Annotated in this window: 14 protein-coding genes and 1 tRNA gene; 13 read left to right on the top strand and 2 right to left on the bottom strand. The window is 48.9% G+C overall.

The features are described 5' to 3' along the window. The first annotated feature begins 125 nt into the window (after window positions 1-125). The 8 genes from PGL01S_RS30105 (at window position 126) to PGL01S_RS30070 (ending at window position 9,269) form a co-directional block, all read left to right on the top strand. Window positions 126-1,358, top strand: coding sequence for a glutathionylspermidine synthase family protein (locus tag PGL01S_RS30105; protein WP_127499346.1), 1,233 nt, complete (start codon window positions 126-128; stop codon window positions 1,356-1,358). After that, window positions 1,333-1,989, top strand: a complete 657-nt coding sequence (locus PGL01S_RS30100; protein WP_127499343.1) for a hypothetical protein — start codon at window positions 1,333-1,335, stop codon at window positions 1,987-1,989. Before PGL01S_RS30105 ends, PGL01S_RS30100 begins: the two co-directional genes overlap by 26 nt. Continuing rightward, window positions 1,986-2,378, top strand: a complete 393-nt coding sequence (locus PGL01S_RS30095) for a DUF350 domain-containing protein (protein WP_127499341.1) — start codon at window positions 1,986-1,988, stop codon at window positions 2,376-2,378. Before PGL01S_RS30100 ends, PGL01S_RS30095 begins: the two co-directional genes overlap by 4 nt. A 102-nt stretch (window positions 2,379-2,480) precedes the next feature. Continuing rightward, complete coding sequence (locus PGL01S_RS30090; RefSeq protein WP_127499339.1) at window positions 2,481-2,936, top strand: hypothetical protein; 456 nt, start codon at window positions 2,481-2,483, stop codon at window positions 2,934-2,936. Between the two features lie 223 nt (window positions 2,937-3,159). Continuing rightward, window positions 3,160-6,222 (top strand): galactose-binding domain-containing protein, encoded by a 3,063-nt coding sequence (locus tag PGL01S_RS30085; protein WP_127499337.1) that lies wholly within the window; start codon window positions 3,160-3,162, stop codon window positions 6,220-6,222. A 343-nt stretch (window positions 6,223-6,565) separates the two neighbouring features. Further along, window positions 6,566-7,405 carry a DegV family protein gene (gene fakB, locus PGL01S_RS30080; RefSeq protein WP_127499335.1) on the top strand — a complete coding sequence of 280 codons (840 nt, stop codon included), beginning with the start codon at window positions 6,566-6,568 and terminating at the stop codon, window positions 7,403-7,405. 110 nt (window positions 7,406-7,515) lie between these two features. Then, on the top strand, window positions 7,516-7,881 hold the full coding sequence (locus tag PGL01S_RS30075; RefSeq protein WP_127499333.1) for a hypothetical protein: 366 nt from the start codon (window positions 7,516-7,518) through the stop codon (window positions 7,879-7,881). Between the two features lie 17 nt (window positions 7,882-7,898). Next, window positions 7,899-9,269 (top strand): FAD-binding protein, encoded by a 1,371-nt coding sequence (locus PGL01S_RS30070; protein WP_244935822.1) that lies wholly within the window; start codon window positions 7,899-7,901, stop codon window positions 9,267-9,269. 27 nt (window positions 9,270-9,296) lie between these two features. Here the strand turns inward: PGL01S_RS30070 and PGL01S_RS30065 are convergent, their stop codons facing one another. Continuing rightward, the gene (locus tag PGL01S_RS30065; RefSeq protein ID WP_127499331.1) at window positions 9,297-10,043 is read right to left on the bottom strand and encodes a hypothetical protein; all 747 of its coding nucleotides are present in this window, start codon (window positions 10,041-10,043) and stop codon (window positions 9,297-9,299) included. A 162-nt stretch (window positions 10,044-10,205) separates the two neighbouring features. Here PGL01S_RS30065 and PGL01S_RS30060 point away from each other — a divergent pair, with 162 nt between their 5' ends. The 5 genes from PGL01S_RS30060 (at window position 10,206) to PGL01S_RS30040 (ending at window position 14,212) form a co-directional block, all read left to right on the top strand. Then, a complete protein-coding gene (locus tag PGL01S_RS30060; protein ID WP_127499329.1) occupies window positions 10,206-10,928 on the top strand; it encodes a MerR family transcriptional regulator in 723 nt (240 codons plus the stop codon). Window positions 10,929-10,993: 65 nt separating this feature from the next. Continuing rightward, on the top strand, window positions 10,994-11,701 hold the full coding sequence (locus PGL01S_RS30055) for a class I SAM-dependent methyltransferase (RefSeq protein ID WP_127499327.1): 708 nt from the start codon (window positions 10,994-10,996) through the stop codon (window positions 11,699-11,701). Window positions 11,702-11,716: 15 nt separating this feature from the next. After that, window positions 11,717-12,199 (top strand): NUDIX hydrolase, encoded by a 483-nt coding sequence (locus PGL01S_RS30050; RefSeq protein WP_127499325.1) that lies wholly within the window; start codon window positions 11,717-11,719, stop codon window positions 12,197-12,199. Window positions 12,200-12,203: 4 nt separating this feature from the next. Beyond that, on the top strand, window positions 12,204-12,629 hold the full coding sequence (locus tag PGL01S_RS30045; protein WP_127499323.1) for an HIT family protein: 426 nt from the start codon (window positions 12,204-12,206) through the stop codon (window positions 12,627-12,629). 230 nt (window positions 12,630-12,859) lie between these two features. Further along, the gene (locus tag PGL01S_RS30040; protein WP_127499321.1) at window positions 12,860-14,212 is read left to right on the top strand and encodes an aspartate aminotransferase family protein; all 1,353 of its coding nucleotides are present in this window, start codon (window positions 12,860-12,862) and stop codon (window positions 14,210-14,212) included. A gap of 53 nt (window positions 14,213-14,265) precedes the next feature. On the opposite strand, the gene PGL01S_RS30035 is transcribed toward PGL01S_RS30040, so the two are convergent. Continuing rightward, a tRNA-Pro gene (locus PGL01S_RS30035) sits at window positions 14,266-14,342 on the bottom strand. Between the last annotated feature and the right edge of the window lie 6 nt (window positions 14,343-14,348).

Below are 14,348 nucleotides of genomic sequence, written 5' to 3'. Positions count from 1 at the left end.
TCGGTTACCCGCCGTTCCACCTCGTCTTCGCCTGGTGGCATCGGCGGCAAATCCAGCGGATTCAGCTCTTCTTCAAGCTCCTCCAGCTCTCATTCCAGCTCTATTTCTTCGGGAGGATTCGGAGGATGACGACAACAACGGAGATATTCACTGTCATTGGAGAGCCGGAAACAGACCGGAACCGCAAGGTTGATATTTTGAAGGAAATGGGATTTGCCTGGGCGGAACTGGAGTCGGAGACCTACTGGATTGATCAGGTTGTCGGGATGGACCGGGCTATATATGAAGAGCTTGAACAAGCTTCAAGGGAGCTTTGGCTCATTCTGGACAAAACCGCTCGTTACATACACGGCAAACATGATTTATACCAGCTGATCGGCATTCCGACCCTATTGTGGGATTTAATAGACTTGTTGCCTATGCCGGAGAAGGGTGTAATGAGCAGGTACGCTAGATTCGATTACGCCGTTTCTCCTGACGGCAGCATCAAGATGCTGGAGCTAAACGCGGATACGCCTACCGGTTATGTGGAAGCGTCTATCGCAACGCCGTGGTTGTGCGAGCTGGCCGGGATCCGGAGCGTTAACGGCAGAATGAAGGAGTTAGTCGCATCCGCTTGGGCAATTGAGAAGCCGGATACGGTTGCTTGCGTCGCGTACGGCTCGCATTTGGAAGATTCCGGGACGATAGAAGCCTTAGCCAAGCATAGCTGCCTAAACGTTCAATTAGAGGATTGCTTAGACCTATGGGTGGACGACGGCATTTTAAAAAACGGTCAAGGAAAACCGATCCATCGAATGTTCGCTCTTTATCCGAAGGAATGGATGGCGCATGACGACGGCGGAGAAGCATTGGTTTATGCGGTAGAAAAAGGTTACTTGCACCTGTTCAATTCCGTCCATAGCATCCTGCTTCAATCGAAAGGTCTGCAAGCCGCGGCATGGGGATTATATGAGCTGGATGTTCTATTCGATAAACAAGAACGCGAAACGATCGCGCGGTATATGCTGCCAACTTACAACAAGCCCGTGTTTAATGGGGATTTTGTATCCAAATCAATGTTTGGGCGCGAAGGCGGTTCGGTCAAGATATTCGATCAGTCGGGCGAACTGGAGCTGGAGGATCAAGAGGCGTTTGATACCAGCGAATTATTTCCCGTCGTGTATCAGAAAAGAACCGGGCTGTCCCGCATACGCACCGCGGCCGGAGAGCTGCACCTCTTGGTTGGCATGTTTATGATCAACGGAGAGACGGCTGGACTTCTTGGGCGCGCCGGGGGACCTATTACCGGCAATTCAAGTCATTTTATCCCGATTGGAGTGTTGGAACCCGATGAAGAAATTAACGATAATCGCTAGTACGCTGCTGTTTTGCTTCATTCTTAGCTCATGCACGAACAATCCGGATTACGTGTATAGCACCAGCACCAGTAATTATTCATCTTCCCAAGATACGGCCGTTGCTTCCGCAACCCAAGTTAATCCGGTAAGGAATGTGCCGTGGGATTACCGGGTCGTACAAGAGGAGGTTGGCGACCTTGTCGGGAGCGATATGACGATCATTCCGGACAATACGCTCCTTCCTAATGACGGCAACTATGCAACGGGAGATAAGGTATGGATTCTTCAATACATGGATGCGATGTTAACGACGGACAATGATAGACGCAGCCAGATCAAGCTGTCTTCCTGGAGTACGTTGAAATCTTTTAAGGATGAGAAGAGCGCCTTGGCAGACCTCGGCAATTTAAAGGAATCGATTCAAACCGAAGTTGATTTGATTGGCGTATACAAGACGGAGAACGCCGGTAAAACGCGCGAGTTTGCCGTTATCACGCTGCCGTCGGGCAATGTCGTGAAGCAGCCGATCAGCGACGAGAAGTATGCGTCTCTCAAGTCGAAGTCGAAGGTTAAAGTAACGATTGAGCAGGTGCATCTGTACGATGACTACGATCAGGTGTATTCGAAATTCCGGGGGTGGGCGCAATGACCGTTGTAATCAATCTTGTTGTCAGCGTGGTCGTCATTATTATTTTGCAACTGGCAGGGATGCTGTTCTTTAGCTTGATGACGCCGTTTAACGATCTGGAGGAATTAAAGAAAGGAAATATGGCCGTAGGACTCGCGTTTGGCGGGAAATTTTTGTCCACGGCACTCATCATAGGCGTTGCGGCTTATACGAATACGTCCATTTGGAACATGATGCTGTGGTTCCTGGTGGGATACTTTATTCTTGTGGCTTCTTATTGGATTTTCGAGCTGGTAACGCCGGGTATTAGAATCTCAGAGCATTTGCAGAAGGGGAATATCGCTATTGGAGCGCTTCTGTGTTTCGTTTTTATAGGAACAAGCTTTGCTGTCAGCAGCTTAATCATTTAGTTAACGGGGAAGCCGATATTGAATCGGCTTCCTTTTTTTGTAACTATTTTATTATAATAAACGTCAATAACCATGTAATCCTGAAAAAGAGGAGCATGATCAATGAGAAAAATTTGGACAATTCTCATCATGGTTGCCATCATAAGCTTAGCAGGCTGTTCCTCTAACAAAGGCGATGTAGCCGGAGACGAATTGTACATCCCTGAAGGGTATGAAGAAAAGCTGAAAGCGCTAGATCTAACCGAGGTTGCCGCGCTGCCCTATTTCTCGAGTCCGTTTATTACGGTAGCCGAAGATCAAAGCGGCCAGCAATATGCGGTGCTTTTTGATAAGTCGGGGGAAGTCAGGCAAGAAAGGCTGTCGTTAAAATACGATGAGATTATCGATTCGCTGCAGCGTAAGGGATACAAGATTGATCAAGCGCCAAATAAGCTAAATCTTCATCTGTTTGAGATCAACCATAATCTTTATTGGAGCTACAGCGACGGCGAAGCTTCCGTTTATTTAGACGGGAAGGGGAACGAAGCGGACCCTTTTAAGAAAGAAGAAACAAACTAACGGTTTATAATGAAAGCGGAATACCATCTACACGCAGAATTGGCGTATAGATGGTATTTTCTTTTCTATTTCATTTCTCCAGGTCACAATTTTTACCTTAGAAGTCACTGGCGTGGTAGTCCGGGACGGGAGGAGATTTCTACAATGGCTTATGGAGTTAGCCTACAAGGGAGGAGGAAGCGTTCGTTAACGGTTCAGACCCTAAACTAATGGAGGTATTCTCATGCCCGGAAAAACAAGAAGGCTGTTTATTTACGTACTCACCCTGGCTTTATTAGTTCTTCAGTTCCCTTATTCCGCGGTTGTATCCGCAGCATCCGCAACCTACGAAGCGGAATCGGCAGCCCGCTCCGGCGGCGTGGTTGTTGCGACCGACCATACAGGCTATGCCGGTTCCGGCTTTGTTGGAGGATATACGGATGTGAATAAAGGCAATGCAGCAACCGCTTTTGCAGTAAGTGCAAGTGCGGCAGGCAGCTACACCACAGCGTTAAGATATTCCAACGGAACAGGCTCGGCGAGAACATTAAGCTTGTACGTTAACGGCACGAAGCTGAAGCAAATCTCGCTTCCGGCAACGGCGGACTGGAACAGCTGGTCAACTCAAACCGAGACCGTATCCTTGAATTCAGGCAGCAATACGATCACGTATAAATTCGATACCGCTGATTCCGGCAATGTGAATTTGGACAATATCGTCGTCAGTGATACTTCCTCTGGCACAACGCCATCAGGAACGAACTTGGCACTGAACAAGCCGATTGCATCGAACAATAATTACACCGGGTTCGCGGCAACCAATGCCGTGGACGGAAACCCTTCCACGTATTACGAAGGCGCGGCTAATTCGTATCCAAACACCCTTACAGTTGATCTTGGAAGCGCGCAAAGCATAAACTCCGTTGTCCTTAAGCTTCCGGCAGCCTGGGGAACGAGAACACAGACTTTATCTATTGCGGCAAGCGCCGATAATAATACCTTTAATACCGTGGCGTCTTCCAATACGTACACGTTTAACCCGTCTTCCGGCAATATGGTAACGCTTTCCTTTGCGGCGGCGTCAGCCAGATATGTCCGAGTAAACGTTACTGCGAATTCCGGTTCTACAGGCGGGCAGCTCTCCGAGCTTGAGGTATATGGAAGCGGAGGGACCGTAACGCCGCCAACTTCTCCGGCGGGAACCTATGAAGCAGAGGCAGCCGTATTGTCCGGCGGTGCATCCGTTGCAACGGATCACGCGGGTTACAGTGGGACCGGCTTTGTTGGAGGATTTATTGACACCAATAAAGGCAATGCTTCCGCAACCTTTAATGTAAACGTGGCAGCGGCAGGCAGCTATACGGTTACGTTAAAATATGCAAACGGTTCAACGGCAGCGCAAACGCTTAGTCTCTATGCGAACGGAACAAAAGCATTGCAAACTTCCCTTCCGGCAACCGCAAACTGGGATTCCTGGAGCACAAAAGCCGATACGGTCACGTTAAATGCCGGCAACAACACCATCATGTACAAGTACGATACAACCGACACCGGCAATGTGAATATCGACAAAATCGATGTAGCGATTGTAGAGACGCCTCCGGTAACTCCTCCGCCATCCGGAACTTATGGAGCAACAATGCCTTATGATACGTACGAAGCGGAGTCGGTGACGTATACGGGAACGGTTATTGGGCCGAATACGACCTTTGGCAGTCTTGCTTCGGAAGCTTCCGGCCGGAAAGCCGTACAGCTTGCAGCTGCTGGCCAATACGTGCAGTTTACATTAGCGAAGGCTGCAAAAGGCGTAACGATCCGTTACTCCATTCCCGATAACGCGGCAGGAACCGGCATTGACTCGGCCATCAGCATGTACATTGGAGGCACATTATTCAAAGATATCAATCTGACTTCCAAATACAGCTGGAACTACGGGGCTTGGGGAACGGAAGGCGGGGAGATCCGCTGGTCGAATAACCCAAATGCCACGCCAACAACGCCGCATCATCTGTATGACGAAGTATCGGTTGTGCTGGATCAGGAGTACCCGGCAGGTACGATTATCAAGCTGCAGCGGAATGCATCGAACCTGAACTTCAGCTCCACGGCCAATGTGACTATCGATCTGATCGAAACGGAAGCCATTCCGGCTGCGCTGACGATGCCTTCCAATTACGTATCCATCACCAGTTACGGCGCCGTGGCCAATGACGGTGCCGATGATACAACAGCCTTCAACAATGCCATCAATGCGGTGAAAAACTCCGGCGGAGCCTATAAAGGCGTATGGATTCCCGCGGGTACTTTTAACTTGAATAACGGGAATAAAGGCGCGGGTTATGACGGCAGCGGTACGAGGCTGTATCTCGACAGCGGCGTCTCGATGAAAGGCGCTGGCATCTGGTATTCGACTTTGTCCGGCAACTATGCGGGGCTGTATCTGCGCGGGGGCAACGTCACGATCTCCGACTTCAAAATCAGCGCGAACGATCTCATCCGCGATGATTACAACGGCGTATCCGGCGTGGAAGGCAACGGAACGAATTCCACTCTGACGAATCTATGGATTGAGCATGCGAAGGTGGGCTTCTGGCTGACCAACCAGACGAATAACGCAACAATCTCGAATTCCAGAATCCGTGATGTATGGGCGGACGGACTGAATCTTCATTACGGGACATCCAATACAACGGTGACGAATAACTCGGTCCGCAACAGCGGTGATGACGGACTGGCGATGTGGTCCGATACTTATTTGGATACGAACAATACGTTCAGCTACAATACGGTTCAAATTCCTACTCTCGCGAACAACATTGCTATTTACGGCGGCAAAGACAACAAGGTGATCGGCAATCTGCTGACCGATACGGTAGTTAACGGTTCTGGCATTTCGTTTGGAACCAATTTTAATCCTCCTTCGATGACGGGAACGCTGACTGTGCAAGATAACGTACTGATTCGGACGGGTTCCTATCATAAAGATTACGGCTATCAAATCGGTGCAATCTGGGCGTATTGGCTGAATAATACGGGCAAAGCCCAAAATCTGACGGTTGCCGTATCCGGCAATACCATTCAGGACAGCATCTACAGCGGTATTTTTATTGAAGAACCGGCTCCAAGCATTTCGGTCACGTATGCTTCGAACACGATTTCCAATTCAGGAACTTACGGGGTGTATATTCGTGGAACCGCAACCGGCAGCTCCGTCTTTAACAATAATACGGTAAACGGCGCGCCATCCGGCAAGTTTTCCAATACCTCAAGCAGCTTTACCGTAACGGGCTCCGGAAATAACTGGTGATCCATAGGCAGGAACAGAACAACCCGGCTGGCTTAGCTGGGTTGTTTCTTTTTCCCTTTATATTCCATTATAAAATATTGAAACCATTTTCATAGCTTTACGTATTGTTCACAAGTTTATCTTTAATAAGCATGCTTACGAAATATGAATCATCACGATGACCGATTAACGGTCATTCTGGTGATAATTCATTAAGCTTATGCTTACGAGGTATGAATCATCACGATGACCGGGCAACGGTCATTCTGGTGATAATTCATTAAGCGTATGCTTACGAAGCATGAATCATCACGATGACCGATTAACCGTCATTCTGGTGATAATTCATTTTAGGAGGCTATTTATGCCCGGCATCAGGATTGTTACCGATTCCACAACGGATTTACCCAAGGAACTGCTCGACCAGCATGAAGTGGAGGTCATTCCTCTGTCGGTGTATGTTGACGGGGAGACGTACGAAGATAACGTAACGATTTTTCCGCTTGATTTTATTCAAAAAATGAAAATGGCCTCCGAGCTCCCGAAAACCTCGCAGCCCGCCGTTGGCGTATTTCTCGATACGTACGACCGGCTCGGCAAGAATGGCGACACGATTATTTCCATTCATATGACAAGCGGTCTAAGCGGTACCTTTGCGTCGGCCAGCGCCGCTGCCGAGATGTCCGCAAGCCATGTTATCGTTATTGACTCTCAAATGATCTCCCAAGCGCTTGGGTTTCAAGTCATCGAAGCGGCTAAGCTTGCTAGAGAAGGACACACGGTCCAGCAAATCATAACGAGATTAAAGAGTATGTTAGAAAACACATCATTATTAGTTGTTGTAGACACATTGGAAAATCTGGTAAAAGGCGGCCGTATCGGCAAAGCAAAGGGCTGGATCAGCTCGGTGCTCAGCATTAAGCCGATTGCGATGCTGCAGGAAGGCGTCTATACGCCGATTACCAAGGTTCGGACTTCATCCCAGATTATTAAGAGCTTAATGGAACGTTTCAAGAGCGATACCGAAGGCAAAGAGATAACCGAGATCGGAATCTCGCATGCCGATAATCTTTCCTTAGCCGAGCGGCTTCGGGAAGAGATTAGCCGGATTACGGCAACGCCAGTCCGTATTCGCCCGGCAACTCCGGTTATTACGACTCATACCGGCCCCGGGGCTATAGGCTTCATGTATTGCGCGGAGTGAACAAGAGGCTGTCTCTAATGAATAGAGGCAGCTTTTTTTGACGAATTTTGTTGATTTTTCGCGAATATTTGATATCATATTGACGAGTTTTATGGGGGGAGTCGATTGGATTGATCCGTATTTCTTCGTTAATAGAGAAGGGGTTCGAATATCATGCATTGCCTCAGGGCCTGCAGATGCTGGACAATACTTTGGTTATCCAGCTGGAAGGCTTGGAAGAGAGCATCAGCGCAAGGCTTAGCTTCAGCTTTCAGAGCCGTGAATGGACGATTGATCAAGTGACAGAGACGGATACGCCAACAGAGTGGACTGCGGCAAGGCTAACCGAAGAGATAAAGCGGATTTTTGAATATCGGCCGGAGCTCCTTGAAGCGGGTAAGCTGCTAATTGCGCGTATCGATCAAATAAATCAGATGGACGATGACGAATTCGAAGCGGTGCTAGAGCGCGGCGAAATGAAGGAGTTCATGCTGTAAAGAGGTAACCGGTCTCTATGGGGCCGGTTATTTTATTTTTTTCCGGAGCAGGAAAAGGAGAACGGGCGGTTAATGACTATAAGATAGGCTTTATCATCTTGAATGACTGGAGAGTGCAGGTTGTGGCAAAAGAGAAAAATTGGGCGGGCAATTACACGTATAATGCCTTGGAATATCTCTATCCCGAGAATGTGGAACAAGTGCGGGAGATTGTTGTGCGAAACAGCAAGCTGAGAGTGCTGGGTTCGAGACATTCCTTTAACGGAATCGCGGATTCGCATGCAAGCCTGCTGTCGCTTCAGAAGATGAATCGCGTACTTGAATTGGATAAGGTAAATAACCGCGTAAAAGTAGAAGGCGGCATTCGTTACGGGGACCTGGGCGAATATTTGCATCAGGAAGGTTACGCGCTCCATAATCTGGCTTCTCTGCCTCATATTACGATAGCGGGCGCTATCGCAACGGCAACTCATGGCTCCGGTGACCGGAACGGTAACCTGGCAACGGCTGTTTATGCCCTTGAAATCGTAAAGGCGGACGGAACAATCGCCGTATTTACCCGGGATGACGAGGACGGAAAGTTTCATGGAGCCGTCGTTGGCTTAGGAGCTTTAGGCGTTGTTACAGCTATTACGCTAGACATTCAGCCATCTTTTGAGATTAGTCAATATGTCTATGATCTTCTTCCGCTGGCACAGGTTGAGAATAACTTTGATGCCATTTACTCCAGTGCCTATAGCGTTAGTCTATTTACGGATTGGAAGGGCTCTTCTATTAATCAAGTGTGGCAAAAGAGACTGGTTCAAGAGGGCTCGGCTGGGGATGTGCAAGCGGAATTTTACGGGGCCAGCCTCGCGGAAGCGAAGCGCCATCCGGTACCGGAGCAAACGGCCGAAAACTGCAGCGAGCAGTTTGGCGTGCCGGGCCCATGGCATGAACGCCTGCCGCATTTCCGCATGGATTTCACGCCAAGCGCCGGCGAAGAGCTGCAAACGGAATATTTTGTGGCCCGCGAGCATGCCTATGAAGCGATTTGCGCAATCAGCGAGCTTGGCGAGCAGATCTCCCCGCTGCTGTTTATATCCGAGATTCGTACCATTGCTGCCGATCGGTTATGGTTAAGTCCAAGCTATAAGCAGGACACCGTGGGCTTCCATTTTACCTGGAAACCGGACTGGGAAGCCGTCAAGCAGGTGCTGCCGCTTATCGAAGCCAAGCTGGAGAAATTTAACGCAAGACCGCATTGGGGCAAAGTGTTCACGATGCCGGCGGAGCGAATCCAATCGCTGTTTGAGAAGCTGCCGGAATTCCGTGAATTGATGCTGGAATGCGACCCGGACGGGAAATTCCGGAACGATTTCATAAATGAATACGTTATGGCGAAGTAATTTGTTTTGGGAAAGGGATAGCCGCGGCTATCCCTTTTTTGCTTCCGCCATCACAGGACAATAAAAACACTTACTCCCGCCCTCGCGCTTATCGAACATACAGCAAGCTGAACGAATCATCGTTTTTTGACCAGGCATATAAGGGTTGTCCCTGTATCTTGGCGTATGTTGAAAAGGGTTCTTTCTACGGTTGAAGACGGAGCCGGGCAAGCTGCATAGAGTCATGAAGTCATCCCTATATCTTTGCAATACCTCTCCTTCGAACATCGAGTCCGCATATTCCATGGTAAAAGCTCCTGTCGAGCCATACTGGTTCCAGATCAAATCCGTTCTAACGCCTGCAGCGGCGGCAGTTGCTTCAATAATCGGATTTATCTCTTCCTGAAAGTATTTCTTCCATTCCTCAATGATTGCTTCCTTACGTCCAACCTGAGGCAACTCCGCCCATCTCACCTCTCCGAGCTTGAACACAAACTGTACACGGTCATCCGGGGTTTTCTCATATTGGACATTTAAATGATGGAGTGATAAATCCAGCACACGGTTATATTTCGAAAGGACCATATGCTTGACGGCTATCAGTCCATAGATGCCCATTCCAAGAAAGGATGCGGCTAGCTCAGGGCCGGTTGCCTTTTCCTCTGTGCCGTATCTCGTCAATAAGTCCGCCATCTGATTCCTATCAAGCAATTCTGTTGCTGCCGTAGAATAGAGCGGGGCTTCCGACCCGGCGGTTGAAATACGGAAAAATGTTTCAGCGATTGTAAGATCCATTGCATCTCCTCCTGCTATATTGCGATTGACAATTGAATTGTATAACATGGATGCAATAGTTAAGGTTGTGTTGAGAAACCCCTTAGAATCAATGGAGTGCAAGATGCAATACATTGAAGTGCAGCTTTAAGGTTTTAGTTGAATCTTGATGAGGTGAGGATCATGCCGTTTAAGCCTTCGGAAATAGCTAACAGGCTCGGTATCAGCACAAATGCCCTTCGTCATTATGAAGAGTGGGGGTTTATTCCTCCTGTTGAACGGGCGTCTAATGGATATCGGATTTATACAGAAGAGCATGTCGTTTATTTTGAGTGTATCCGGGCAATGCGTATTGGCTTTGGCATGGAAACAACCGTTAAAGTGACGAAGCTGCTTCTCGAGCGGGAATGGGATAAAGCAATGTGGACGGTGAATGAGAGTCAGGCGGAATTGAATCAAAAGAAGAAAATGGCGGAGCAAACGGTACAAGTTCTGGAGACAGCGGGGCTGAATAATCTTGAAATCCGGCTCTCCAAAAAGAACTGGACCATTGGCGAAGTATCCAGCGAAACCTCCATTCCAGCTTCTGCGATCCGTCACTGGGAGAAGGCTGGGCTAATTCAGCTAACCCGAGATGAAGGAAGCGGATATCGCATTTTTCATTCCGCAGAGGTCCGCAAGATTAGGATTATTGGTACATTGCGGGCTGCGAATTTACCGCTTGAAGTCATCCGCCAAGTTATTCAGGAGCTTGACCATGACCATACGGAGCATGCACTCCGTATAGCACGGGAATCCCTCGAATACTTAAATACAACCATTCGCGAACAGCTGCGAGGGATCTATTATTTGTACCGTTTGCTGGATGACAAAGCCAGAAATGAGCGTGGCGTAAGGGAGAAATGAGTTGCTTTTTATGGGAAATATAGGGAGAATGAAGAGATTAAGAGAAAGAGAGAGGCGAATCTACTTTGGAATCAAGATTTCTCCAGGCAAGAACCGAAGAAATGAAGTACCATGAGAAGTTTTATGCGGAGCATGAGTTGTTTGCTCCCGGAACTTGGATCTCTAAACCTGTAAAAGCCATTATGGACACTTTCGTCTTGCTGGATCCGAATCAGATGCGAGTATTGGACCTTGGCAGCGGTGTTGGGCGAAATGCGATTCCCATTGCGCAAGCGATCAAAGCGAGTAACGGAAAGGTGACGGCCGTTGATCTCCTTCCTTCTGCTGTCGAGATTTTACGGGATAACGCGGAAAAATACGAGGTTCAAAATAATCTTGAAGCCGTAATTGCAGATGTTGAGCATTACCGGATTCCGGCGCAATCCTATGACTATATTATTGCTTGCTCTTCGTTAGAGCATGTTTCCTCGGTAGATGCTTTTCGAACCGTCATTGACCGCATGATAGAAGGAACAAGATCCCGCGGCATTCATGCAATCTTAATGAGTACGCAGACCGAAGAGCTCGATCATAGTACCGGCGTAGTGGCGGAAGGATTAATAGAATTAAACCTGTCGACAGACGATGCTTTTCATCTCTTGAGAGAATGTTATGACGGTTGGGAGATTGTGTTGGAGCGGGTTATTCCCCAGGCCGTTCAGGAAATCAAATACGGGAAGTCCATCGAATACCGGGGAAATTGGCTTACTTTTATCGTTCGTCGTACAAGCTGAGGGGAGGAAAAACGTATGGTGATGCCGACTCATATTGTGGCTGTTGGCGGTATAGTGGAGAATGAGCGCGGAGATGTCCTGCTTGTGAAAACCCAGCATGACGGATGGGTGTTTCCCGGCGGTCAGGTGGAAGTCGGGGAGAATCTGACCGATGCTCTTAAGCGTGAAATAGAGGAAGAAAGCGGGATCACATGCGTGGTCTTGCAAATGATCGGCGTATACTCGAATACTTGCATGTACAAATGGCATGATGGGGTAACCGATGTGCCGACCAAGCTGATGCTGGATTTTATATGCCGACCGGCAGGAGGTTCCTTGCGAACTTCCGAAGAAACCTCGGAGGTACGCTGGGTACGGAAGGAGGAGGTGCTTGACTTGATCCATTCCCCGGCGATTCGGACCAGGTATCAGGTTTATTTGGATTTTAACGGTACGGTCACTTATATGGATTACGTGACGAAACCCGACTTCGTCATTAATCTGGAAAGGAATGTCTAGCCTTATGGATTGTTTAGGCTGCCGCATTGCTAACGGATTGGAACCGGATCTACATATCGTTTACGAAAATGAGTATGCGACCTGCGTGCTGGACATTGCGCCGTTTAACGAAGGGCATCTCTTAATTTTGCCTAAGCAGCATTATCTTGATGTAGATGAACTTGATTGGGAGACGGCTCAAGCCATTATGGCGGCTTCTCAGAAGCTGTCCGTCGCCTTGAAGGAAGTCTTTCGTCCGGACGGGATTAGCATCTGCCAGAATGGCGGTATCTTCAACGATCTGACGCATTATCATATGCATCTGATTCCAAGATACAAGGGAGACGGCTTCTCCTGGAGCGAGCCGCAAACTCCCCATGGCGCGGAATTGCGACTGCGTGAGACCAGAGCTCGTATCATATCGGGGCTTAAGGATATGCCGCAGCGTTAAGGTCGGCCAAAATGTGCGGCACCCTAGCCGGAGCAGCCCGGGTCTGCTCCGGATTTATGTAACGTTCAGGTTGAAAAAGTCTCTGTACTTCGTGACATTCTGTCTAATGTAAACGGTAATATTCCCCCCTATACTAGACATAGATGTAAGAGTGACGGAGTTGAATTCTATGCGCTTAAAAAAAGGTTACGGCATGGTACTGCTAGGATTCAGGAGAGGAGTGTATAGAGATGTCAACGAACCAGGATGATTCGGATCTGATTGCCAAGGACCGTCAATATGTATGGCATGCCATGACGCCGTATAACGAGCAGGTACCTCCGATGGTCGTTAAGGAAGGACAAGGCTCGTGGATTACGGATAGCCGGGGTAACCGGTATTTGGACGGGATGTCCGGTCTCTGGTGCGTGAATGTGGGGTACGGCCGGGAGGAGCTGGCGCGCGCGGCTTATGAACAGCTTAAAGCCATGTCCTACTATCCTCTGACGCAAAGCCACGAACCGGCGATCCGCTTGGCGGAAAAGCTGAATGAATGGCTGGAGGATGATTATGTCATCTTCTATTCGAACAGCGGGTCGGACGCGAATGAAGTAGCCTTCAAGATAGCAAGGCAATATCATGAGCAATCCGGTGCCCCAAGCCGCTACAAGTTTATTTCCCGATACCGGGCATACCATGGCAATTCGATGGGGGCTCTAGCCGCAACCGGGCAAGCCCAGCGCAAATATAAGTATGAACCGCTTGCCGGAGGTTTCCTTCATGTTCGTCCGCCGGACAGCTACCGGCGTCCGGAAGGGATAACGGTCGAGCAGTTTAATTTGCAATGCGCCCAGGCAATTGAAGAGACGATTATATGGGAAGGGCAGGAGACGATCGCGGCAGTCATTATGGAACCTGCGATTACCGGCGGGGGAGTCCTTGTGCCTGAGCCTATCTATCTCGAGAAGGTCAGGGACATCTGCACGAAGTACGGCGTTCTGCTCATTATCGACGAAGTGATTTGCGGCTTTGGCCGTTCGGGCCGCAAGTTTGGCCATATGAATTACGGCATCAAGCCGGATATCGTTACGATGGCGAAAGGATTAACCAGCGGGTATCTGCCATTGTCGGCGACGGCGGTACGCAAAGACATTTACGAATCCTTCAAAGGGAAAGACATGTACAGCCATTTCCGTCATCTGAATACGTTTGGCGGCGCGCCGGCAGCTTGTGCTCTTGCCCTGGCAAATCTCGAGATTCTGGAGCGGGAACAGCTGGTGGAACGGTCGGCAACGCTTGGCGAACGGCTTATCGAGGGCTTATCTGAGTTGAAAGAGCATCCGATAGTCGGAGATATCCGCAGCTTTGGCTTTCTGATGGGCATTGAGCTAGTCAGCGATAAACAGACGAAGGAGCCTTATCCGCTCTCTGGCGTGGTCCGGATCATAGGGGAGTGTAAAGCGAAAGGACTTATAATAGGTAAAAACGGCGATACCGTCGCAGGCTACAATAATGTGCTTACGATCAGTCCGCCGTTGTCTTCTACGGATGAGGATGTGGCATTTATCATTCAGACGTTAAGGGATGTGTTCAAACGTATATAATAGAAGAAAAACAAAAAAAGCCTGATTCCTATCAAGCTTCCGTGTTTGCTCTATGGTCGGGACGACACGATTTGAACATGCGACCCCCTGGTCCCAAACCAGGTGCTCTACCAAGCTGAGCTACGTCCCGGAAAAG

Source organism: Paenibacillus glycanilyticus NBRC 16618 (genome assembly GCF_004000805.1).
Lineage (GTDB): Bacteria > Bacillota > Bacilli > Paenibacillales > Paenibacillaceae > Pristimantibacillus > Pristimantibacillus glycanilyticus.
This window is presented reverse-complemented; position numbering and strand designations above follow the sequence as displayed.